20 protein-coding genes are annotated in these 22,190 nt (G+C 60.6%); 1 reads left to right on the forward strand and 19 read right to left on the reverse strand.

The window, feature by feature from the left end:
- Nucleotides 1–32: 32 nt before the first annotated feature.
- The 19 genes from ACTPOI_RS22100 to ACTPOI_RS22190 all read right to left on the reverse strand — a co-directional run bounded on the left by ACTPOI_RS22100 (nucleotide 33) and on the right by ACTPOI_RS22190 (nucleotide 21,425).
- Nucleotides 33–1,139: a glycosyltransferase family 4 protein gene (locus ACTPOI_RS22100; RefSeq protein ID WP_440112845.1), complete on the reverse strand. Its 1,107-nt coding sequence runs from the start codon at nucleotides 1,137–1,139 to the stop codon at nucleotides 33–35.
- Between the two features lie 61 nt (nucleotides 1,140–1,200).
- Nucleotides 1,201–1,962 carry an AglZ/HisF2 family acetamidino modification protein gene (locus ACTPOI_RS22105; protein ID WP_440112847.1) on the reverse strand — a complete coding sequence of 254 codons (762 nt, stop codon included), beginning with the start codon at nucleotides 1,960–1,962 and terminating at the stop codon, nucleotides 1,201–1,203.
- The gene (hisH, locus tag ACTPOI_RS22110) at nucleotides 1,955–2,572 is read right to left on the reverse strand and encodes an imidazole glycerol phosphate synthase subunit HisH (RefSeq protein ID WP_440112849.1); all 618 of its coding nucleotides are present in this window, start codon (nucleotides 2,570–2,572) and stop codon (nucleotides 1,955–1,957) included. The genes ACTPOI_RS22105 and hisH overlap by 8 nt, the downstream gene beginning before the upstream one ends.
- Before the next feature lie 9 nt (nucleotides 2,573–2,581).
- A complete protein-coding gene (asnB, locus tag ACTPOI_RS22115; protein WP_440112851.1) occupies nucleotides 2,582–4,414 on the reverse strand; it encodes an asparagine synthase (glutamine-hydrolyzing) in 1,833 nt (610 codons plus the stop codon).
- A gap of 5 nt (nucleotides 4,415–4,419) precedes the next feature.
- The gene (locus ACTPOI_RS22120) at nucleotides 4,420–5,556 is read right to left on the reverse strand and encodes an N-acetyl sugar amidotransferase (protein WP_094285512.1); all 1,137 of its coding nucleotides are present in this window, start codon (nucleotides 5,554–5,556) and stop codon (nucleotides 4,420–4,422) included.
- Nucleotides 5,557–5,586: 30 nt separating this feature from the next.
- A complete protein-coding gene (locus ACTPOI_RS22125; RefSeq protein ID WP_440112853.1) occupies nucleotides 5,587–6,708 on the reverse strand; it encodes a hypothetical protein in 1,122 nt (373 codons plus the stop codon).
- 1 nt (nucleotide 6,709) lies between these two features.
- Nucleotides 6,710–7,969, reverse strand: coding sequence for a lipopolysaccharide biosynthesis protein (locus tag ACTPOI_RS22130; protein ID WP_440112855.1), 1,260 nt, complete (start codon nucleotides 7,967–7,969; stop codon nucleotides 6,710–6,712).
- Nucleotides 7,970–7,986: 17 nt separating this feature from the next.
- Nucleotides 7,987–8,766: a hypothetical protein gene (locus tag ACTPOI_RS22135; RefSeq protein ID WP_440112857.1), complete on the reverse strand. Its 780-nt coding sequence runs from the start codon at nucleotides 8,764–8,766 to the stop codon at nucleotides 7,987–7,989.
- 44 nt (nucleotides 8,767–8,810) lie between these two features.
- On the reverse strand, nucleotides 8,811–9,281 hold the full coding sequence (locus tag ACTPOI_RS22140; protein WP_440112859.1) for a hypothetical protein: 471 nt from the start codon (nucleotides 9,279–9,281) through the stop codon (nucleotides 8,811–8,813).
- Entirely contained in the window at nucleotides 9,281–10,066 is a 786-nt protein-coding gene (locus tag ACTPOI_RS22145; RefSeq protein WP_440112862.1) for an NTP transferase domain-containing protein, read from the reverse strand. The genes ACTPOI_RS22140 and ACTPOI_RS22145 overlap by 1 nt, the downstream gene beginning before the upstream one ends.
- A 45-nt stretch (nucleotides 10,067–10,111) precedes the next feature.
- On the reverse strand, nucleotides 10,112–10,942 hold the full coding sequence (locus ACTPOI_RS22150; protein ID WP_440112865.1) for an SAM-dependent methyltransferase: 831 nt from the start codon (nucleotides 10,940–10,942) through the stop codon (nucleotides 10,112–10,114).
- A gap of 23 nt (nucleotides 10,943–10,965) precedes the next feature.
- Nucleotides 10,966–11,613 carry a gamma-glutamyl-gamma-aminobutyrate hydrolase family protein gene (locus ACTPOI_RS22155; RefSeq protein WP_440112868.1) on the reverse strand — a complete coding sequence of 216 codons (648 nt, stop codon included), beginning with the start codon at nucleotides 11,611–11,613 and terminating at the stop codon, nucleotides 10,966–10,968.
- Between the two features lie 2 nt (nucleotides 11,614–11,615).
- A complete protein-coding gene (locus tag ACTPOI_RS22160) occupies nucleotides 11,616–14,672 on the reverse strand; it encodes a PEP/pyruvate-binding domain-containing protein (protein ID WP_440112871.1) in 3,057 nt (1,018 codons plus the stop codon).
- A 19-nt stretch (nucleotides 14,673–14,691) separates the two neighbouring features.
- On the reverse strand, nucleotides 14,692–15,777 hold the full coding sequence (locus ACTPOI_RS22165; protein ID WP_440112874.1) for a DegT/DnrJ/EryC1/StrS family aminotransferase: 1,086 nt from the start codon (nucleotides 15,775–15,777) through the stop codon (nucleotides 14,692–14,694).
- 19 nt (nucleotides 15,778–15,796) lie between these two features.
- Complete coding sequence (locus tag ACTPOI_RS22170; RefSeq protein WP_440112877.1) at nucleotides 15,797–16,381, reverse strand: DapH/DapD/GlmU-related protein; 585 nt, start codon at nucleotides 16,379–16,381, stop codon at nucleotides 15,797–15,799.
- Nucleotides 16,381–17,439, reverse strand: coding sequence for a Gfo/Idh/MocA family protein (locus tag ACTPOI_RS22175; protein ID WP_440112880.1), 1,059 nt, complete (start codon nucleotides 17,437–17,439; stop codon nucleotides 16,381–16,383). Before ACTPOI_RS22175 ends, ACTPOI_RS22170 begins: the two co-directional genes overlap by 1 nt.
- Before the next feature lie 10 nt (nucleotides 17,440–17,449).
- Nucleotides 17,450–18,745: a nucleotide sugar dehydrogenase gene (locus ACTPOI_RS22180; RefSeq protein ID WP_440112883.1), complete on the reverse strand. Its 1,296-nt coding sequence runs from the start codon at nucleotides 18,743–18,745 to the stop codon at nucleotides 17,450–17,452.
- A 92-nt stretch (nucleotides 18,746–18,837) separates the two neighbouring features.
- Entirely contained in the window at nucleotides 18,838–20,772 is a 1,935-nt protein-coding gene (locus tag ACTPOI_RS22185; RefSeq protein ID WP_440112886.1) for a polysaccharide biosynthesis protein, read from the reverse strand.
- A gap of 11 nt (nucleotides 20,773–20,783) precedes the next feature.
- Nucleotides 20,784–21,425, reverse strand: coding sequence for an LON peptidase substrate-binding domain-containing protein (locus tag ACTPOI_RS22190; protein WP_440112889.1), 642 nt, complete (start codon nucleotides 21,423–21,425; stop codon nucleotides 20,784–20,786).
- 96 nt (nucleotides 21,426–21,521) lie between these two features.
- Here ACTPOI_RS22190 and ACTPOI_RS22195 point away from each other — a divergent pair, with 96 nt between their 5' ends.
- Nucleotides 21,522–22,070 carry a YggT family protein gene (locus ACTPOI_RS22195; RefSeq protein ID WP_252657810.1) on the forward strand — a complete coding sequence of 183 codons (549 nt, stop codon included), beginning with the start codon at nucleotides 21,522–21,524 and terminating at the stop codon, nucleotides 22,068–22,070.
- Nucleotides 22,071–22,190: the final 120 nt, after the last annotated feature.

A 22,190-nucleotide genomic window follows, 5' to 3' on the forward strand; every position in this document is an offset into this window, starting at 1 on the left:
TTGATCCAACAGATGTAGTGGGCAGCCCGCTCTCAAGCGAACGGAAACCGATCATAAAACTCGATCAGCTTGATCTCTTCCCGAGCCCAGTTGTAACGAGACAGGACGGCCTGCCGTCCATTTCGCCCCATCTTCTCCGCCTCTTGTCGATGATTTATCAGGTAGTCAATGGCAGAGGCGATCGCGGCCGGGTTCAAAGGATCCACGCACAGACCGCATTGGCTTTCCTGAACAATTGTCCGCCACAAATCGAAGTTAGAGGCAATGACGGGTATGCCAGCAGACATGTACTCAAACATCTTGATTGGCAGCGCATCCAAGTAATTGGGGGCCGGATGCAGCGTCACCAACCCAGCCACAGAGCGCCCGAGCACATCACGCACGCCCAGGCGATCCTGGACACCCAGGGCATGGACCCTGCTCCAACCCGGGTACGTTCGGACTTCGGTTTCGACTCGCGCCTCAGCAAAGCCGCCCACCAGATTCAAGCGGGTCGGTGTCTGCGTGGATTCCAGCGCGCGCACCAACTCCTTGATCCCGCGAATCTGCGCGATGCTCCCGACATAGCAGACCTCGTTTGCCTTGTCCTGCCATGACACCGCATTTTCCAGCTCGCCGATCATCGGGAAATTGTTGATATCGACGGATCGCGGATTGATCGCCAGGAACTTATCTCGAATATACGGCGTTGCGGTGACGACCCCGTCGAAACGTCTGCATGCGTAACGCTCGAAATGTGCGAAACCCCAGGACAGAATGCGCCGAACCCACGGGTAGAGATAGTGCTTTCCAAGGATCTGCTTTGGCACATCCTCGTGCGCGTCGAACACTACTGTCTTGCCCCGGCGCTTGAGTTTCAGACCGACCGGGAGCAACTCCGGGTCGTGCAGATGATAGACGTCTGCATCCAGCTCCACTGCTTTCCGATAGACCCTGCGAGTCACCTTTAGTATCCTTTCGACCCGCCCCTCCGATCGACCGACATCCATCACGGCAACCCCGTCCCTGGCTTCATCTCCACGCCCATCCGCCACCACCAGCGATACAGCGTGGCCGTGCCGCGCCAAGCTGCGGCATTCCTTGACAAATATTCTTATGTCACTGCGCGGATGCGCTGACGTCAGGTGCGCAATTTTCATGGACCCTGAAACCTCTTGAGCATGCGCATTCGCGTATGGCGGCGCGGAGACAAGCCCGCCATTATTTGAGCGCCCGCGCGAGTACGGCTCGCTCAGGATAGTTGATCAATACGGCACGATGCGGCCCCACAAACACAAACATGCTCCCCGCAGCCACGGCGTCGGCCTGCCCCGTTTCCACGGCAGCCACGAAATCGTTGACTCCGGCCGCACCACCACAGGCAACGACCGGAACCTTAACGCAAGCCCGGACCTGTTTCAGCAGCGTGAGGTCGTACCCGGACATGGTGCCATCTCGATCCACAGAGTTCACCAGCACCTCGCCAACACCGGCACGCTCCAGCGCTGCGAGATGCTCGGCCAGCCCGACAGGCTCCTTCTTGCGTCCCCCTTGGGACCGAAGCTCATACCTCCCCCATAAACCTGACTTCACATCGATCGCTCCGACGATGCTCTGAGAGCCAAAGATCGCGGCAGCTTCAGAAATCAACTCCAGCCTCCGATAGGCCGCCGTATTGATGATGATTTTTTCGAAGCCCAGGCCAAAAATCTTCTTGATCTGATCGAGCGAAGACACGCCGCCGCCGTATGCCATCGGCATGAAGGCTTCGCCTGCAATGTCCTTGAGCAGGTCAAACTGGGGGGGGCGCCCCTCTGGGGAAGCCGTGATGTCAATGAACACCAACTCATCAACTTCCTTTTCATTGAAGATCCGGATGGCATTGATCGGGTCTCCGATGTATTTCGGATCCTTGAACTTGGCTGTCTTGACCAGTCCGGTACCGCGCAGGAGCAGCACAGGAATAACGCGCGTCTTATTCATCTGGCGTGAACTCTGCAAACGCTCGCATCACGGCCAAGCCGTGGCGCAATGACTTTTCCGGGTGAAACTGGACCCCGAACACATTGCTCCGCTGAACCGCACTCGTGAATGTCATGCCATGCTCCGACACGCCAACCACATCAGCTTCATCAATGCACTGCATGTGGTACGAGTGCACAAAATAGTACCTTGCATCCGCTTCAGCATACTTGAACAAGGGCGATGTCCTGCGCATCTCGACCTGCGACCACCCCATGTGAGGCACCCGCAGTTCAGGATGCACAGGGAAACGCCGACACTCCATATCGAGCCACCCCAGGCCAGGAACTGCTCCCTCCTCGCTCCCGCGCCCAAGAATCTGTGCGCCAAGACAGATGCCCAGCACCGGACGCTTCCTGCCAAGCGCGAACTCATCCAACTCCTCTCTCAGCCCCGACGCATTCAGCATCTTCATGCCATGGTCGAAGTGCCCCACACCTGGCAGGATCACACGATCGGCCATGCGTATATCAGCCGGACCTTCGGACACCCGGGCTTCTACACCGACCTTGCGCAGCATGTTGCACACCGAAGCAAGGTTCCCGACCCCGTAGTTTGCGATGATCACCATAGCCTATGCTCAATCCAGGACGACATCAAAAGTGCGCGCCCACGCCGACACGATATACAACCGCCACTGGGTTAGCGGGTCAAGGTTCTCATAACGACGCTCCAATGCCCCCGGGCGACCCAGCTCATCTATCACGCGTGACCCCAGGACAGATTCACGCATGATCTGGCGATGCTGCGCAAACCACTTGGAAGTTGGTGCCTCAAACCCCATCTTGTTGCGCCGCCAGACTATGGAATCGGGCATGCGGCCTGCCATGGCCTTGCGAAGCGCGTATTTGGTCCACCCATCGGTAATCTTGGCCTCACCCGAGAGTGATAGCGAGAATTCGACAAGGCGATAGTCCAGGAAGGGCAGACGGGTTTCGATGGCATGCCACATGGCATTCTTGTCTTCGTATCGCAGAAGAGCCGGTAAGTTGGTCTTCTCGATCTCCAGCTTCTGCAGGTCGAAGACATTTTTGCCCGCCACTTCATACTCCTTGAGCCCGGGTAGCATGTCCGGCAACTCACGCAGATAGCTGCTCCGATGACGGTACATCCCCCAACGCAAGCGCGCCGAATTGAAATAGGCAAAATAGGCCATGACACGCCACGGCGCCATCAAGGCATTGTTCCTGCTGTTGCGAATCACGCTATACAGGGTATGCGGCCAGCCACCGGTCTTGGCTTCGGCCAGATAGTGCGCAGCAAAATAGCGCTCATAGCCCAGCAGGGTCTCATCCCCTCCCTGCCCGTCCAGCAGTACCGTCAGGCCATGTTGCCGCGCAGTCTTCATGACGAAGTACTGCATGACGATGGAAGGGGACGGGAACGGCTCTTCCTGGGCCCGCAGGACATCATCCAGTGACCCCGCAAAATCCGGGTACTCCGGTCGCACCTGATGCCAGTGCAACTGATTGTGCTGGACGACCTGGCGCGCGTACTCCGTTTCGTCATTTCCTGCCAGTTCTGACGCAGCCGTGATCGCCGCGAAAGGGCCATTAGCACCTGCGTGGTACTGCCCTGCCGCCAGCGTAGCCACTGTGGAGCTGTCCAGGCCACCACTCAAGCAGGTCCCCACCGGCACATCTGCTCGCAAACGGACGCGGATCGCATCCGTGAGCAGATCCGAAAAACGCTCCACCGCGTCGCCCAGGCTCAGACTGGCAACGGAGGCATCGCGACGCAATTCATGGTATCGGGAAATGGTGGACTGCCGACTGCCCAGATCCAGGGTCAGGTTGTACCCCCCAGGCAGCTTGCGGACCCCTTCGTAAAAAGTCTGATCCACGGGCTCGGCCATTGCCCCGACCAGGAATTTCAACAGCGTTTCGCGATGTGCCTGTCGCTTCGGCAGAAACGGTAACAGCTGCCGGATCTCCGATCCAAAGGCGAAATATCCACTGGTCCGGACGTAGTAAAAAGGCTTTTTCCCGAAGCGATCCCGCGAACAGAACAGTCGATTGCGCCGACGGTCCAGGATGGCAAACGACCACATGCCATTGAAATGCGAAACACAATCCTCGCCCCATTGCGAATAGGCGGTGAGGAGGACCTCCGTATCTGATCGGCTCGTAAACACATGCCCCGCACGCTCCAGTTCAAGCCGCAACTCGACATGGTTGTAAATCTCGCCGTTGTAGACAACCGTATGGTCACCTCCCCTGTTCGTCATCGGCTGATGTCCATCGGGTGTCAGGTCTATGATGGCCAGCCGTCGGTGCCCCAAACCGACATTACCCTCCATCAGCAGCCCCTCGCCATCCGGCCCGCGATGGGCGATACGATCAACCATGCCGGCAAGCATGTCGCGCGCAATGGGTTGGCCCTCCAGGCCGATAACGCCCGCAATACCGCACATAGGCGTCAGGAGTTGGGGCGAACCGCGATGCCGCGGGACGCCAGCCAGTCACGCGCTGCCGTCTTCAGATTGAACAGCGCGTAGTTGGACGGATAGTCACGGAAGGTCCTGGGAGGCTGATCCATGATCTGCCGGAACTCCTCCTCGCTGATGGCGAGTTTTTTCAGGATGTACTCCGTGTCCTTCTCGGCCTGGCGCTCGTTTTCGACATCACCAGCCAGGGCCGCCAGAGCCTCTCCCCGCGTGGATTGCTCCGAAAGTATCAGACTGGAAAGGTAGGCCCTGCGCTCGTCGTAGCCGAACTTGCGTGGCCGGTAGAAAAGCTGCTGCCACTTCGTGAACCGCGACTCGAAATGCTTGCCTCCGTAGTACTGGAAGCCCAGTTCACGCTCCAGCGTTGCGATGGCCTCATCCTTCACATACGGCAGATAGTTCAGGGGGCGCACCACGCACATACGTTTGACGTAGCGATTCCAGAAGTAGTAGCGGAAGAAATTTACCCTTGGGAATGAGCGCAGGCGCCCATTCCCGAAGCGGCTGTGCACGGCCTCCAGATGACGCAGGTCCATAGCGTTGTAGGCCCACTCCGTCGGCATGACCGACTCGGTCGAGATATTGCCTCCGCTGAGAACGTAGCGCAGCCCGTAGGACTGAGCATTGCTGTACAACGCCGCGAAGAAGGCGTGGTCCTGCGGCACGTCCTGATTGGCCAGACCCGCGCGCAGGAAGGCACGCTGGAGATCCTGCATTTCCTCCCAGTCCACGACATAGGTATGGAGATCGATGTCGAGCTTGCGCACGATGTTCTCGATGTTGCGGGTCGCCAGCTCTGAATTCCAGCCGCCGTCCACGTGCACGGCCAGCAGACGCAGTCCCAGCTCCTTGCGCGCCACATAGGCAAGGTAGGAGCTGTCCACACCACCACTCAGGCCGATGGCACAGTCATAAGGCCTGCCCTGCCCTTCGCGCTTCATCTGCGCAACGATCCCGTCCAGCGTACGTCGCCCGGAAGCATCCGGATGCCAGTTCGGAAGCATGTTCTGATCGAAATTGCGGCAATGATTGCAGACACCAGCAGCATCGAACTCGATGTTCGGATCACTGGTATCCATGATGCAGCGGGTACAGATCTGGTAAGTCATAGACGTTGGGGCTGTAGGTTTTCTATTCTCTCATTGCCGAACTTCGCCCAGCATGCGCGCCAGCTCCTGGGCACAAGCCTCTCCAAAGTGGCCGAAATTCGCCCAGTGGCGCTCGCGCATCCGCTCAATTGCACCTAGCCATCGCGCCGAATCACCCTGCAAATGGACAAGACCGGCGATCACCGCATCCACCTCAGGCGCAACGACCACACCGATGTGCTCCCGTACCGTCAGTTCCAGCGGCACCGGGCCAAGGGACTGCCAGCCGGGATTCAGGACCTTGGGCGGCACGTTCACATAGAGCACCGGCTTGCCGCGCATGAAGGCGAATTCCATGGCAAAACCGGAGTAATCGGCAATCATGAGATCGGCTGTCCATAAAGCTGAACTCTCCTCGACCGATGTCTCCAGACGAAAAGCGGGATGTGCCAGGAAGGACTCCACCAAGGGCCGAATCTGCTGATCGCCGAAGATGAAAAAAGACGGGTGCGGGCGCAAGGTGACGCGATAGCCCTCGTCCAGCAGGCGCGCGATCAACGCTTCACCCATGGTCTCGAGAATATTGCCTACACCCCAGGACGGCCCGATCAGCACATGCTGGGCACCGCCTCCAGGCACAGCGACAACAGCAGGCCGGGTCGTTTCCAGCCGTTCTGCCTTGCCATAACCGATCAGCACAGGTCGACGCCCGGTGACGTTGTCATGGCGATTCATGGCCTCGACCTCGGCAACATGATGCTGCCCGCAGCAGAAGATGTCGGTGTAGCCGTCGAAGGTGCCAGCCGGATACACCATGTGCATGCTGACCAGGGAGTGCAGCACAGCCACGCGGCGGGCACTTCGCCTGGGCATGCGCGCGGGTGTCAGACCGGTGGTGGCCGTCGCGAACAAGGGCACGCGAAAAAAACGCAGCACATGCATGGTGATGTCGTAGTAGACAGCCCCCTGCGGAACGCTCAGCCCCGGGCCCGCAAAGACGCAGCGCAAACCTTGTTTGATGGCAGCCTCATACGCCGGAATGACCCACTGCAAATCCACTTGGCTGCCGGCTGCAAACAGAACGTCAGGCGCGGGCTGGAACAGGTGCTGCAAAAGCGAACGGATATCGCAGCGGGCTCGACGACCCAGTATGTATTTCAGCGCGCGTAACATGCTATCCCCCGATGTGCTTGTGTTCGACAAGCACCTTGTTGATGTCACGCAGTAGCAGCGCGTAGCGCAGGCAACCGAGAGCCGAGAAGAGAAAAAAACCAATCCAAACGTTGCCCAGCAGGATCGTCAGCCCGAAAGCCAGCACAGAAAACACGAAGTAATTGATCTGGCTGATGAATTCGTAACGCTGCCGGTTGAAGAGATTGAGCACCACCGACACACTGTTCGTGTACAGCATGATGGCAAAAAGCGGCGCGAAGACCATGGAGATCCATCCGGCCGTCATCCACTCCGGGCCGAGCACATAACGGAAAACCAGCGGATAGATCAGAGCCATACCGACCGCGACCGCCACAGCCACCGGGCGCATATGCTTTCTGGCCCGCGCATACTGATCGAACATGGCTTTGTTGTCGGTCCGCACGGCTTCCGACAGAAAACCGTAGAAGACCTGATACAGAGTGCTACCCACCAAGCCGACCGGGCCGAAACCAAAACGCAGCACATAGGCATATTGCGCCGCCAGCTGCGGCCCAAACCAGTGGCCAATCACCAGAACCGGCACGTTGTAGGCCGCCAGATTCAGCAGATTGGACGGCATCAGGTACAGAGGCGCATTGATCGACTTGCGCAGCGTCGCGCCCATCATGGTCATGGTATGCCGCGTGAACAGTACGGTGCGCGGCAGGGTGAGTCCCGCATAAGCCAGTCCCAGAACCAGTGTGAGGCTGGCCTGCCAGTCGATCAGGCGGTCGATGCCCTGCACGTCCAGCCAGACGAACACCACCAGCAGCAGGGCCATCATGAGGGGGGGCGCCAGCCTAGCAATGCTGATCCAGCGGAAGCGGTTTGCACGCACGTTGTACATCTCGGCTAGCCGATGGATCACCGTCCCTGCCACCCACAGACCGACCGCTTGGGCATGGCCGTAAGACAGCAACATGGCCAGCAAGCCCAGCAGCAGCACTATGGGCAGCATCAAGAGCAGCATGGCGTTGAGGTAGGGGCTGAGATCATCGTCCGACGTGCCCGGGATCAGCATCTCATAACCGAGCAAGGCTACGGGCGCCAGCGTGCCCACGATGGCGGCGAAGACGCTGTACATGCCCACCTCGGTCAACGCGTAGAGCTTGGCCAGGGCCACAAAGTTGAGCAGCTGGACGACTTGCGCCAGGACTGTCCCCGAAGTCAGTATGCCCAACCGGCGCAGGAGCGCCGAATGACGCCAGCGCTTCAGCCAAGCTGAGAGGAATCGCTGCACCACCGCCTAGCCTGCCGTCACAGGCACAACCGGGCCAACGCGCGCGCGCGAAGCTCCGGATGCATGGTGTAGTAGTGCCCGCCGGGCTCATGCGGCTGGGCGGTGGACTCCATTTCCGCCAGATCTTGCCCCGGTGCCAACCGCTCCAGCAGGGACACCAGCAAAGAGGCACGCAGATGAGGGTCATAGCAGTGCAACAGGGCCTTGTACAGGCTATCCGGCGTCGCCTGCAGACCGGGCCAACGCGGTGGATTGAACTCTGCGGTGGCAATCAGCCGACCGGTATCGATGCCCGCATCCATGTAGAAGCAGCTGGCTCCGGGGCGTCCCCGCGCAAGCAGAGACCAGAGCAGACCATCGGATCCTCGGACGAAGGGCACCACTCCGGGATGGATATGCAGGATGCGGAAGTCCTGCTGAAACAGGACGGCGGGCACACGACCACCCGAACAGTAGAGGAACGCCCGGACCCCGCAACCACGCATGGCGTCCAGCAGCCGAGGATCCGCGTAGCTGTCCACCGTCAGACGCAGCACCCGCTCTGCCGCCGCTTCGTAATCGGGCTCCCGACCGGGCGTTAGCGTCACCGGCCAACCCTGCTGCACTGTGGCCGCCAAGCCTGCCGGCACGCGCGCGGCGCGATCGCGGTGCAGACGGAGCAAGCGTGCTGCCAAGCGTTCGCCCAGCAGCCGGCGCAGCTGTTGCGCTCGCGGGCCCTCTCCCACGTAGTCCACCGCCAGGATCAGCTCTGGCCGCATGCTGCGCTGTCGCAGATAGGCGAGATAAGCTCCGGTCACAGGACAGCCGCCCCGAAATACCAGAAGGGCTAACGGTATCGTTCTCATGCGGCGTAGGGTACCGGCGGCACCAGAACCTCGAATGCCCCACGCGCCAAGGAGCGCAGTTCATCCGGAAAATCGCAATCTTCCCGCTCCAGCACGCCGTCGAGCAGCTTGAGCGCAGAATTCAGAAAGCGCGCGTTATGCCAAACCAGTGCCGCCTTGAGCATCAAGGCACACAGGTATCGCACCGCCGCTGCCGAAAGCACCTGCGTCCCCGCTGGACGCGACAGATCCGGCAGATAGAAGCGGTACAGCTTGCGCGCGACCTCGACCTTCTTGCGCAGGCGGTCGAGCTGTGCCAGCCGCTCCGCAGCTGGGCCATCCCAATCCGGCTGGAAGAGCTCGATCTCAAGGTCGTACACGCCCTCGGTCGCTGAGCCGGGCTCCCGCTCGCCAGCATTGCCGTCCAGGGCCATCCATGCGTCCAGGCGCACAATCAGGGTGCGGGCATCCGGCGACGTCATATCCATCAGGCCGAATCCTGCAACTGATAGAAAGGCGCCAGGGAGCCGTCGGCCGCCATCGCCTCATAGCGCTGGAGGTCGCTGACACTGTCGACTTCCAGCCAACCATTGTCAGTCTCGGCCACGCGGACGTCCCAGGCGTGATCGATCAGGTACTGGATGAAACTGGTCATGTACATATTGTCGAAGTCCTTGCCATCGTACGTCGCGGCGCGGTCCATCGATGCGTAGACCTGCTTGACCTTCGCTACATGATCTGCGCGGATCTTGATCAGCCCCATGTACTGGCCTTCGATCTCGCTGTAGTCCCGAGGTCTCTTCCCCAGTTCACGCAGGCGTCCGCCCGGGCCGAGCTTGAGCGTCTCGGCGTCGGTCAGCGGATCGTCCAGGCGCAGGCGCCAGTAGCGCAGCCACTGCCGGTCGATCATCGCCGTGACCGGTGCATCGACAGCGAGCAGGGACGACAGCACTCGCCCTTCGTAGACGATGTCGCCGTAGCTGATCAGCAAATCCTGCCCGTCGACCATAAGGTCCACAGCGCTGAACAAGGTCGCGACCATATTGGTCGAGGCATAGCGCGGATTCACGTGCGTGGTGAAACCACGAGCAGCGATCTGATCGGCGCGGTAACCAGAGACCACGGTCAGGTCCTGAACGCCCGCTCGACGCAACACCGTGGTCTGCCGCTCCAGCAGACTCTTGCCGACGAGCTCGACCAAGCACTTGGGACGATCATCTGTCAGGGGGCGCAGCCGGGTGCCCTGGCCGGCAGCGAGTATCAAGGCTTTCACTTCAGACTCCTTCGGTGGTCATGCGTCGATTGCGACGATCAGCGCTCACGCAGCAAGACGGCGCATCAGATAGAGCTCGCGCGTGCCCTTGGCCATCAGCCGCCGGCCTTCCCACGAGAAATGCGCACGCATCTCCTCGAGCGCGGCATAGAACTCGGCATTGCCGACATCCGCAGAATGCGACTCGAAGACCAGCAGACCGCCATTGGCCATCATGCCGTGGATACGCAGCAGATGGTCCTGCAGACGCACGCGGTAGTTTCGGTCGTCTGTCCAGTGCGTCGCGAACGAAAGCACGACCGTGTAGACCTGCGCAGGCCGGTAGTCCTGGAAAGGCTGGGCCACGAGCTTGACCCGGTCCTGCAACTGGAGGAATTCGGTGCAATGCTGACCGATGCGGATCATGTAGGGATTGATATCGATGCCGTCGGCGCGGCACCCCGTGCGAAACGCCGCGTAGAGCGCCATGAAGCCGCAGTTGCAACCGATATCCAGCAGGCGATCTTCGGGACGCACCAGGTCAGCCAGGCCGTAGGCATCGAAACGCTCTTCCGTTCCGCGCTCGCCGAAGACGTCGAGGATCGCTAGGGCCTGGTAAGGGTAGCCGTGGAAATAGGAATAACTGTCGTAATCGCGGCGCTGCATCGCCAGTTCCCGCCTGATCTTGCGATGCAGCTCGGGCAGCTCCATGACGAAGCGGTCAGAAGTCGTGTCAATGGTGTGGCGCTCGGTCAGTCGTACCAGCCGGCGCGCGGACACCAGGAAAAAGACCCCCAGCCTGTGCAACCACGAAGCGACGGCCACCATGACATGACGCGCAACCTGTTTCAGGGCGGAAAGCGGGCGTCTGATGTATGCGATCTGTGGGCTACTCATTGCTGCACATCCATTTCATGGGTTCATCGAGAAGAAGTCAGACCCAGCGCCGCGGACAGGAAGACCAGGGTGGCCGGTCCCAGTTCGGTCTCGCGCTCGGGATGCCAGACGATGGCATCGATCCGCGCCTGGGGAGCCCGGAACGCTTCCACCGTGCCGTCGCGCGCCCAGGCCAATGCCTCCATGCCGGACGCCAGGCCGTCTGCGGGGATAGCCCAGCCGTGATAGCTGTTGACCTCGGCCGGCCGCTCCCAGTAGGCCGGCGACGCATCGGCCCAGACCAGTTCATGACGTGTCCCGACATGCCCGGACACCCGCACCAGGCGGCCTCCGGCCAGGTGGTTGATCATCTGCGCACCGCGGCAGACCCCGAGCACCGGTTTGCCTCGCTGCAGAAAGTGGCGATAGGCCTCGGCCTCGAAACGATCGCGCTCCGGGGCGCCGTCGGCCGCATCGGGGAGCATCGACAGGTCGTTGCCGCCGGTGAGGATCAGCGCATCCAGATTCAGCGCGTCCAGATAGGCGTCGACATTCCCCACGCGGTTGGACAGCGGCAGCGGGCAGCCGCCCAGGCGCTCAATCAACGCGGCCCAGCGCTGGTCCAGCATGTCGCGCCGTTCGGCGTAACCCTGTACGGCGTGCGAGCGCTGGGTCAATCCGATGCGTTTCATGGTCAGGCCTGTATCTCGATTCTGCGCACCGCGCAGTCAAGCACGATGAGCCGGGCGGCGACCAGGCGCTCAAACAGTGCTTCGCCCACGCCGATGGCGGCCGGCAGGCCGAGTTCGGCAGCGCGGATCGCCATGTGCGAATTGGCGCCGCCGTACTGCGTGACCAGCCCGCCGATGCCGTGCGCGAACAACCAGTCATAGCCAGGATCGGCACGCGGGATGACCACCACCTTGCCCTTCAACTCGACCGAGATACTGGCTTCGCCATCGGCCAGCACGGCCACTTCGGCCGCGACCCTGCCTTGGCTGACGAAATTGGGTTCGCTCGCGGGACGCTCGAAGCAGGTGAAGTCGCCCGCCTCGGCGATCAGCGGCGGGAGCTCTATTGCCCGCGTCAGCTCGTGTTCGGCCGCCCCTTCCTCGGCGCGCGCCGCGAGCCAGCCCGCCACATCGGTAGGATGCGCGCCGACGCGCAACTTGTAGAGATCAGCGATATCCAGATGCGAGACGGCTTCGCGGTCCAGGCCGTAATGCGCCCCCGCGGACGCCAAGGCCGTCAAGCCGGCGCTGAGATTACGGCTGAACATGAACTTGGCGTACTCCCGGCCTTCGATGGCACGGCGCAGAAAACGCTCGAAGGCATCGACATCAGGTTCCAGCCCGTGCTGACGAAGCAGAGTCTCGGTGCGCACATGCGCCTCGGGCGACCATGCATAACGCTGCCCGGCTGACGCATGCGGCTTGATCATGGGCTCAAGATAGCGCTGTGGATCGTCTGCGTAGGCATCCGAGGTGATCTCGTAGGTGCCGGGACGCAAATGGCCATAACGCGCGGTAAACGCATCGCGCCCCAGTTCACCGGCGTGCACGCGTGAGCCGTCGATCTCGAAGGCGCGGGTCACGGACGCCAGCGAGGCCAGAAATGCGCTGGTGTCCTGACCCGTGGTCACGCCGACACGCTCGAGTGAACGCAGCAGGCTGACGGCCACAAAGGCGCTGCGCGCCAGATGGGCAAATGGCAGGGTGCCGAAGCGGCGGCAATCCTCGAAAAGTTCGAAAGCCAGATCCAGCGGCGCCAAGCGCCGCTGCAGCAGCTGCTCATGGCGGCGGTCGAGCTCGGCGATCACGGCATAATCGGACTCGATACGCGCCATCCCCTGACGCGTCACCTCGCGCAGGGCCGAGCCCAGCGCAGCCATGTCGGCTGCCGAAAAGCCGGCCGGGCCCAGCCTTTCGCGGGCTCGCTCCTCGAAATCGAAAGTCAGGCAGGTGAAGGCCACTTCGAACTCGACCTTGTCGTGCAGTTCCGGACGCTGGGCCAGACGCTGCAGATAGTGCTCGACCAGCCGGGTCGCCAGCCCCTCGTCCAGAGCGGCTGGCACGAAGGAGTTAAAACTGGCGCGGATGTCCACATAAGGATGACCAGCGAAGTTCACGATGAGCGGGCAAGGACGCACGTCGCGATAGCCGTAATCAGCGCGCTGGGCGGCCCAGACCTCGTCGGTGATAAGGTGCCGGTACAGCGACATGGCTAGGCGCCGCGGCTTGGTGCCGACGATCTCGGCTGGATTCCAGTCGCTCATGACGCCGAACAGCATGCGCTCACCTAGCAGGCGGCTGCCGCGTTCACGCGCACCGGCAAACCAGGCCGCGGCCTGCGCCAGCGCCGACTCGACGTGCTCGTCCGATACATTGGACAGGCCGTGCCGCACGGCGATGGGCCGCAGTTGCAGAACGTGCACAACACCATCGCGATCAAGAGCGAATTCGATGTCCAGTGAGGTGTGTCCCACCAGGTCTTCCAGCTCCGCGATGGCGTCGAGGACGGCCGCGATGCGCGCATCGAGCCGGTCCACGCCGGAGCGACAGCTGCGCTGGACGAACAGAGTGCGCAGCCTGCGGCCGTTGCCGGACGTGACGCTGTCGGTACGCGAGCTGCTGTCGTCGTAATTGATGACGTAGTACGGCGCACCATGGGTCAACGTGCGCGTAAAAGCAACGCCGCTGAGCAGCACGCTGCGAAGCATAGCCTGCACCAGCACCTGGTCCTTCGGATCGCCGCGGCCGTAACTGGCGATGACGCGGCCCACCGCCTCCGTGATGCGTGCCGTGTCCTGCGCCGGCACGTTGAGCACACTTTCGTAACCGCCAGCGTTGGAGGCTGCCCAACCATCCTCGGACTGCGCGCTGCTGCGCACCACGACGGAAGTCGCACCGAATTTCTGCTGGATCGCCGCGATGACGGCGCCACCGTCGCGGCGCCAGTCGTCAGCGGTAAAGCATATCTGCTCGCCGATGCGGCTGGCCTGCACGAGAGGGCGCAGCCGCTCCAGCGTCTCCGCCTTGGTGCCCAGCACGAAGCGCGCCAGATCCTGCGGTGCGTTCAGTTCGGCCCAGCGCCCCGGGTTCTCGACCATGCCGACGCTCAGGCCGCGCGACGCCAGCCGACTGATGAGGCTCGGCATGTCGCCGCGGCCGAAGTCGCTGCCGGCAAGCTCCCGTCCCAGCTCCTTGACCGCCATGACGGCGTGCGCCGAGAAACGGAACACACCGACCAGCTCACCGTCTGCGACGGCTGGATCGATCCGCCGCCCAAGCTCCATGCGGCCATCGGGATGCAGGGCGATCTTTTCCGCCCGTGCCAAATCCTCGGCCGAACGGCCTTCGTAGCGCACACGCCATTGCCGGTCGATGCAGAGCACGATGTCAGCGGTGTCGGCCTCGAGCGCTGACACCACCTCCGGAGAAAAAACGGTATCCGCGTAGCAGACGTAGGCCGCGCGAGCGGCATCCAACGGCGTGGACAGGAACGAAGCCACCGCGCCGCTGCGTTTCCATTCCGGATTGACCGAGAAATAGATGTTGGGATAGCGCGCCACCACTTCTTCGAGTCGGTAGCCGCCCACAAAATGGAACTCGGCCTCACCCAGCATGGCGAAGGCGTCGAGCAACCAGTCCAGCACACGACGGCTGGTCCAGGGCGCTTCAACCAATGCTGACGGGCGTTCGCCCGAAAAGGGCTTGCCGGCGCCCAGGATAATGACTTGCGGCTTGTTCAAAACAGATGCCCGGCCTTCATCATGCCGCTCCCTTGAGCGCGACGGCCACCCGGGATTGGTCCGCATAAGTCAGATATGGACCCATGGGCAGGCTGAGCACCCGTTGCGCAACGGCATCACCCACGGGCAACTGAGCGTGGGCATCTGCCACGGCTGGCTGCCGGTTCAGAGGGATCGGATAATGCACGGCCGTCGGCACCTCGGCCTCGCTCAAGCGCTTCTGCAAAACATCGCGCTCAGCGACTTGGACGGTGTACTGAGCCCAAGCGCTGGCATTGTGGGGTTCGATCAACGGCATGGTTTTGAGCCCCGCTTCCCCGAGCAGCCGGGCATAGCGTGCAGCGACTTCTTGGCGTTGAACAAGTTCTTCGTCCAGCACCGCCAGCTTGGACAGCAGGATGGCTGCCTGGATCGTGTCGAGCCGGCTGTTCACGCCGACACGCACGTGGTGATATCGGCGGTCCTGGCCGTGGCGTGCGATTTGGCGCATGACCTTGGCCAGCTCGTCGTCGCTTGTGAAGATGGCACCGCCGTCACCGTAGCAACCCAGAGGTTTGCTCGGGAAAAAGCTGGCGCAGGCTATGGTGCTGAGGTTGCAACTCTTGCGGCCTTTGTAGCTAGCGCCGAAGCTCTGCGCCGCGTCCTCAATCACCGGGATGCCATAACGTGTTGCGATGGCGTTGATGGCATCGAAATCCGCGCACTGGCCGTACAGGCTGACCGGGATGACGGCCTTGGTACGCGGCGTGATCGCCGCCTCCAGTAGGGCCGGATCAAGGTTGTAGGTACGTGCATCGATATCCACGTACACAGGCTTGGCGCGCAGCAGCGCCACGGTCTCGGCGGTGGCTATGTAGGTGAAGCCCGGGGTGATGACTTCGTCACCCGGTCCCACGCCCAGCGCCATCAGCGCAATCTGCAACGCATCCGTTCCGTTGGCCACACTGATGCAGTACTTGGCACCCGTGTAGGCGACCAGTTTCTCCTCCAACTCGGCCACTTCAGGGCCGAGGATGAACTGGCCATGGGCCATCACGCGCTGGATCGCTGCGTCGATCTGAGGCTTGAGCCGCTGGTACTGGCTCTTGAGGTCAATGAATTCCATGAGGGTCCCTGTTCTGTGTTCAGCCCACGAGACGGCAGCGGCCGTCGCGCAGCTCGTAGCGCTTACCCGTCTGCTCGCAGACGGACTCGGCATTTCCGTTCAGTGGCAGGTTCAGCCGTTCGCCGTGCTGGCTCATCCAGCCAATCTGGCGCGCAGGCACACCTACCATCAGGGCGTAGTCGGGCACATCGTGGTTGACCACGGCGCCCGCACCGACGAAGGCATACTCGCCGACGGTCACGCCGCAGACTATTGTTGAATTGGCCCCCAGCGTCGCGCCGCGCCGGATCAGGGTGCGGCGGTACTCGTCCTTGCGGATCACGGCGCTGCGCGGGTTGTAGACGTTGGTGAACACTGTGCTGGGGCCGCAGAACACGTAGTCTTCCAGCGTAACCGCGTCGTAGACACTGACATTGTTCTGGACTTTGACGTTGTCACCAATGATCACGTCGTTGCCGACGAAAACGTTCTGGCCGAAGGAGCAGGCGCGGCCGATGCGCGCACCGGCACAGATATGCACCCAGTGCCAGATACGGCAGCCTTCGCCGATCTGCGCGCCTTCGTCGACGATGGCCGAGGGATGGACGGTGTAGTTCGCGCCCATCACAACTCCAGCGGCAGGCCCACGCGCACGCCGTCGCGCGCCGAGCGGTATGCCGCAATCAGCACCTCCAGCGATTTCAGGCCTTCGCGGCCGTCGACGTCGGCCTCGGCCTCGCCGCGCAGGGTCTTGATCACGTTGTCGTAGTACAAGGGGTGGCCGAAGCCATAGACGCTGGTGGTCTGATAGCTGGCCGCCTTGATCTGCTCATCCTCGGGACGGCTGTCGGCGAACTGCCACTCCTGGATCTCATTAACGGCCACGCCGCCCACGCGCACCGTGCCCTTTTCGCCCAAGATAGTGATAGAGCCTTCGAGGTTCTTTGGGTAGGTCAGCATGGTGCAGTTGAGCGAGCCCAGGGCGCCGTTACGCCATCGCACGCTGAGCACGCCGCTGTCTTCGGCCTCAATGTCACGCGCCAGCGTAGCCGTATAAGCATGCAGGGAATCGATGGGGCCGATCAGCCACTCGAGTAGATCCACGTAGTGGCTGGCCTGATTCATGAAGGCGCCACCGTCAAGCTCCCAGGTGCCGCGCCACTTGGCCTGGTCGTAGTAGCCCGCCTGGGGGCGTTGCCAGAAGACGTTGAGGGTCACCATATAGATCTGACCGAAGCGCTTCTGGCTCACGGCCTGCTTGAGCAACTGCAGCGTGGCGTTTTTGCGGTTCTGCTTGACGACGAAGAGGCGCACGCCGGCCTCCTCGCAGGCGCGCACCATGCGCAGACCGTCCTCCCATTTGGTGGCCATGGGCTTCTCGCTGAGCACGTGGCGCCCGGCGCGGGCCACTTCCACTGCTTGCTGATGATGCGTGCCGCTGGGCGTGGTCAGGATGACGCAGTCGGCCGTAGTTTTCTGAAGCAGGGCTGTTAGGCTGGAGTGCCCGGCAGCGCCGGTGGCCTGGACAGCCTGCTGCAGGGCGGCAGGATTTGTGTCGCAGAGGTCCACCAATTCGGCTTGACCGGCGTGCTGGCGTATGGAGTCGAAATGGTTCTTGGAAATCCGGCCACACCCCACTAGGGCGAAGCGGATCTTGCGGTTGATGGCTGAGTCGAAATGCATACGGAGGCTCTTACAGCCTGAAGACCGTGAAGCCTGCAGCCGTGGCTGCATGCCGGTCATACAAGCTTTTTACATCGGCAAGCACGGGCTTTTCACTACGGCAGGCCGCTCGCAACTCTGCGAGTCTGGCCTGCCTGTACTCGGTATGACCCACCGCCACCACCAGGGCGTCCACCGGATTGTTGGCATCAATTGTTTCTAATTTCAGCTTGTGTTCATGGTGCATTGCCTCCGCATTTGCCCATGGGTCAGTTACACGTACTTCTACTCCCCAGGATTCGAATTCACGCACCATATCAATAACCTTGCTGTTGCGGATATCGGGACAGTTCTCTTTGAACGTCATGCCCATCACGCCTACACGACAGCGCGGTACGTCCATACCATTTTTTAGCATGAGCTTGATGGTGTTACGAGCGACATAGCGGGCCATGTTGTCATTGATCCGACGGCCTGCAAGAATGACTTGAGGGCGATACCCCACCTGTTCGGCTTTGTGCGTGAGGTAGTACGGGTCTACTCCGATACAGTGTCCTCCCACCAATCCTGGGCGAAAAGGCAGAAAATTCCATTTGCTGCCCGCTGCCTCGAGTACATCAAGTGTGTCAATATCTAGGCGTGAAAAAATCACCGACAACTCATTGATAAGTGCAATATTGAGATCTCTTTGTGTATTTTCGATGACCTTTGCAGCTTCGGCTATCTTGATGCTGGATGCCTTGTGGGTTCCTGCTTTAATGATGGTTTGATAAAGTGCATCTATTTCATCGCTCACTTCCGGCGTGCTGCCGCTCGTTATTTTTTTGATTTTGGTGAGGGTGTTTATTTTATCTCCGGGGTTGATGCGCTCTGGGCTATAGCCGCAGAAAAAATCATGATTGAATTTTAATCCGGAGGATTCTTCTAGCACTGGGACGCATACCTCTTCTGTGGCGCCAGGATACACGGTGGATTCATATATGACGACTGAGCCCATTTGCATCTGTTGGCCAATAATTTTGCTGGCCTTAATCAGAGACGTCATATCTGGTCGATTGGCGCGATCTATAGGCGTTGGAACGGTAACAATAAATATCTGGCAATCGCTCAAGTCTACTTCATTATTGGAGTACTGAAGATAACGCGCTTGCGCCAACTCCTCGGAAGATACTTCCAACGTATTGTCATGCCCGCTGAGCAATTCTCCTATGCGGGCTACGTTTGTATCGAAGCCTAATACAGATCTTTGCTTGCCGAACTCAACGGCAAGAGGCAGACCTACATAGCCTAGTCCTATTACGGCAATTTTCCGATCCCGCCATTTCATTCGAGTTTTCCTTTTAAAAATTCTTCGGCCTCTTACAAGTAGGTGATTGGTATAGGGTTGCCTGCTATGGTGTTTGTAATGTGTGGTGCACGTCAATCACCATTTTTAGAGAATGGTGCATAACCAGGCACCAACTCGCGCAGAACTTGTTTTAAGGCCGCAGTATCGTTTGCTTTCGCTGAACTCTGAAGCTGCTCCAGCAGCTTGGCCAGTGCGGGCCATGGTTTGTATTCTTCCCGTGCTCGCAGTATCCGTGGATGCTGCGTGGCAAGAGGGTTGTCACTGATGAGAAGCTCTTCGTAGAGTTTTTCCCCAGGACGTAGGCCAGTGAAGAGTATTTTTACGTCTCCGTTGGGGTGGCTGTCGTCTTTGACGGTCAAGCCAGACAGGGCGATCATGCGCCGAGCCAACTGCTCAATGCGTATGGGCGCACCCATGTCGAGTAAAAATAAATCACCCCCTTCAGCCATGGCTCCTGCTTGCAATACGAGTTGAGCAGCTTCATAGATGGTCATGAAGTAACGAGTCACTTCTGGGTGGGTGACTGTAACTGGGCCCCCTGATGCGATTTGCTGGCGAAACAATGGAATGACGCTGCCGCTGGAGCCCAGCACGTTGCCAAAGCGGACTATGGATAGGCGGGTGGGGCAAAGCCATGACGGGTTAGATTCCCTGTGGTCGCTGTCTGCAAAAGGCATTTGGTTGGCTGCAGAAACTGCTTGCAAGATCTGCTCGGCAATGCGCTTGCTGGCCCCCATAATGTTTGTGGGCCGAACCGCTTTGTCGGTCGATACCAGTACTAAGTGTTTAGCACCATGAGTTAGCGCTAGCCGCACTACGTTAAGTGTGCCAAATACATTGTTCAGGACACCTTCTCCAGGATTGGATTCCACCATTGGCACATGCTTGTAAGCGGCGGCGTGGTAAACGGACGAAGGTCTGTGTGCACGGAAGATTGCGTCCAGACGATCGACCGACCCCACACTGGTCAGCAAAGCCACCAGAGTGCAGTTGTGTAAGCCCTTATCCTTAAGTGCAAGCAATTCCTGATGGATGCTGTAAAGCGCGTACTCACTGTGATCTACTAGAAGCAAGGTGGCGGGGCGCTCTCTGACAATTTGGCGGCAGAGTTCGCTCCCAATGCTGCCGCCGGCACCGGTTACCATGACGATTTGATTGGCGAGGTTGCGTTCAATCAGCTCTGAGTTGGGCGTGACGGGCTCGCGCCCGATCAGGTCCTCGACATCCAGTTCCTGAAAGTCTGCCATGGTGACGCGCCCGCTGGCCAAGTCTGACAAGCCAGGCAGGGTGCGAATGCGTACGGGAAGCTGCCGCATGCTTTCGATGATTTGGTGTCGGCGTTGGCGTGTGGCGCTTGGCACTGCCAGCAATATGTCTGTAACTTGCTGCTTGTGCACCAACTTTGATAAAGAAGCTGGCCCATGTACCTGGACCCCGTCAATGCTCTGTCCGAGTTTGGCCGGATCGTCATCAATGAACCCTAGCAATTGATACTGGGGCGTGCTGACGAGACCCGCGGCCGTCTGTGCACCTGCGCGACCCGCGCCGTAGATTAGCAAGCGTTGCGGAGATTTCCCCGGGTTACCAGCAAGCCACAACCATCCCAGCGCGCGGCTGGAACCTACGAGCAGCAGGAAAATGAGCGGCTGTAGGAGACCGACACTACGGGGGACGTTTTCCCATTGCACGAATAGAAGGGTTGTAAACAGTAGGGCGCCATACAAAGCCACGGCTTTTCCCGTGGTTATCAGTGCTTTGATGCCGGTGTAGCGAAAAATAGCGCGGTACAACCCTCTCGTTACGAAGATGGGAAGAGCTAACACTGGTGCCAGTCCATAGACCAGCCATTGAGCTCCTTCGGGTGTGTGCAATGCTTCTAGCCTCAATGTGAATGCAAGCCACATGGCGAACACTCCCATGGCGGCATCGAGTCCGACGACGAAGATCTGCTTGATGCGCCGGGGCCATTCAAGAACTCTGCTTAAGAAGAGGCGGGAAGTGTGCATCGGTCTTTCGTCTACTGTAGCGGCGCAATCCCCGTCCTCTCCAACACATCCCCCACCAGCTCCAACCGCACCAGAGGGTTATCAAGCTCCATCAAGCGCTGCTTGAGTTCCAGCGGCACGGGCAACAGCTCGCACCACCGGTTGGACACCCAGCCGCAATCGTCCAGTTGCGCTTCGGTGGGCGTGATGGCGTTGGGGGTTTCGGGGTCGCGTTGTCGGAGTGTGTGCAGCACCTGCGCCAGTGCGGTGGCCGCCTTCTTGAGGTCGCCGGGGACGGGTACCGGGAGGTCGGGGTCTACGTGATCCACATCGGCGGTCCACAGGCCGTGGGGCAGGTGATGGCGCTGGGTGATGCGAAAACGTTGGCTGGCGCGGCACAGCAGGGTGATCAGGCCTGGCTGGGGGTAATCCAGCTGTTCGATGATCGCCAGGGTGCCTACATCGTTGAAGCGCTCTTCGGGTGCGCCCGCCTGGCGCACTTCGTGGCCGTGGGTGAGGGAGACCACGCCAAACGGCGCACCTGCCTGGTGGCATTTGCGCACCATGTCCAGGTAGCGCACCTCGAACACGCGCAGCGCCAGCACGCCACCGGGGAACAGCACGGAGTTCAGCGGGAAAAGGGGCAGGGATGACAGTGTGAGGGCTTGGGACATGAGCGGGGTGAGGCGCCTTGGCCCGCTATCATCCCACGGCGCAACCCGCTTTCAGTCCCGCCCTTGTTTTTTGTTCCCTCCGCCCCTTTTCCACCCATGCTCTTTCAGATTGCTTCTTTCCTGCTCGACGTTGTTGGTGGCTTGCTCACGGGGGCTTGCCTGTTGCGGCTGTACATGCAGTGGCAGCGTGTTCCGTTCGCCAACCCGGTCGGGGGGCTGGTGTTTGCCCTGACCGATTGGCTGATCATGCCGCTGCGCCGGGTGATTCCGCCTGTGGGGCGCTGGGATGTGTCGAGCCTGGTGGCTGCGGCATTGCTGCAGCTGGTGCAGTACTCCCTGCTGACTTTGTTGCTTGGGGCTGCTTCTGCATGGGCCTGGCTGCCGTGGCTGGCCCTGTTTGGCCTGGCGCGGGTGGCGGTTTCGGGGCTGATCGGCCTTTTGATTGTCTACGCCGTGATGTCCTGGGTGCAGGCGCGTTCACCGCTGTCCGATGTGATTGCCCGGTTGTGCGAACCGGTCCTGCGGCCGTTTCGCCGGATCATCCCGCTGGTGGGGGGTATCGACCTGTCGCCCCTGGCCGTGCTGGTGTTGCTGCAGGTGGTCATGATTGTGCTGGGCCATTTACAGGCCAGCGTCATGCGTTGAGCCGGAAGAGCTACTTAAAAACGGCCCCTGCGCGCAATGGGTAAGCCTGAGTAGCTATCAAAAAAAGAGCGGCCGCGCCAGATAGGCGGGGCCGCTCACTCTGCATCTGCGGGCTTTTAG

Source organism: Acidovorax sp. BL-A-41-H1 (genome assembly GCF_051942715.1).

Coding starts and splice junctions, on each gene's coding strand:
- ACTPOI_RS22185 (WP_440112886.1), bottom strand. CDS start 20,772: ATGCACACTTCCCGCCTCTTCTTAAGCAGAGTTCTTGAATGGCCCCGG.
- ACTPOI_RS22180 (WP_440112883.1), bottom strand. CDS start 18,745: ATGAAATGGCGGGATCGGAAAATTGCCGTAATAGGACTAGGCTATGTA.
- ACTPOI_RS22175 (WP_440112880.1), bottom strand. CDS start 17,439: ATGCATTTCGACTCAGCCATCAACCGCAAGATCCGCTTCGCCCTAGTG.
- ACTPOI_RS22155 (WP_440112868.1), bottom strand. CDS start 11,613: ATGAAACGCATCGGATTGACCCAGCGCTCGCACGCCGTACAGGGTTAC.
- ACTPOI_RS22150 (WP_440112865.1), bottom strand. CDS start 10,942: ATGAGTAGCCCACAGATCGCATACATCAGACGCCCGCTTTCCGCCCTG.
- ACTPOI_RS22195 (WP_252657810.1), top strand. CDS start 21,522: ATGCTCTTTCAGATTGCTTCTTTCCTGCTCGACGTTGTTGGTGGCTTG.
- ACTPOI_RS22120 (WP_094285512.1), bottom strand. CDS start 5,556: ATGACTTACCAGATCTGTACCCGCTGCATCATGGATACCAGTGATCCG.
- ACTPOI_RS22165 (WP_440112874.1), bottom strand. CDS start 15,777: ATGGAATTCATTGACCTCAAGAGCCAGTACCAGCGGCTCAAGCCTCAG.
- ACTPOI_RS22105 (WP_440112847.1), bottom strand. CDS start 1,962: ATGAATAAGACGCGCGTTATTCCTGTGCTGCTCCTGCGCGGTACCGGA.
- ACTPOI_RS22125 (WP_440112853.1), bottom strand. CDS start 6,708: ATGTTACGCGCGCTGAAATACATACTGGGTCGTCGAGCCCGCTGCGAT.
- ACTPOI_RS22190 (WP_440112889.1), bottom strand. CDS start 21,425: ATGTCCCAAGCCCTCACACTGTCATCCCTGCCCCTTTTCCCGCTGAAC.
- ACTPOI_RS22140 (WP_440112859.1), bottom strand. CDS start 9,281: ATGGATATGACGTCGCCGGATGCCCGCACCCTGATTGTGCGCCTGGAC.
- ACTPOI_RS22170 (WP_440112877.1), bottom strand. CDS start 16,381: ATGGGCGCGAACTACACCGTCCATCCCTCGGCCATCGTCGACGAAGGC.
- ACTPOI_RS22100 (WP_440112845.1), bottom strand. CDS start 1,139: ATGAAAATTGCGCACCTGACGTCAGCGCATCCGCGCAGTGACATAAGA.
- asnB (WP_440112851.1), bottom strand. CDS start 4,414: ATGTGCGGTATTGCGGGCGTTATCGGCCTGGAGGGCCAACCCATTGCG.
- hisH (WP_440112849.1), bottom strand. CDS start 2,572: ATGGTGATCATCGCAAACTACGGGGTCGGGAACCTTGCTTCGGTGTGC.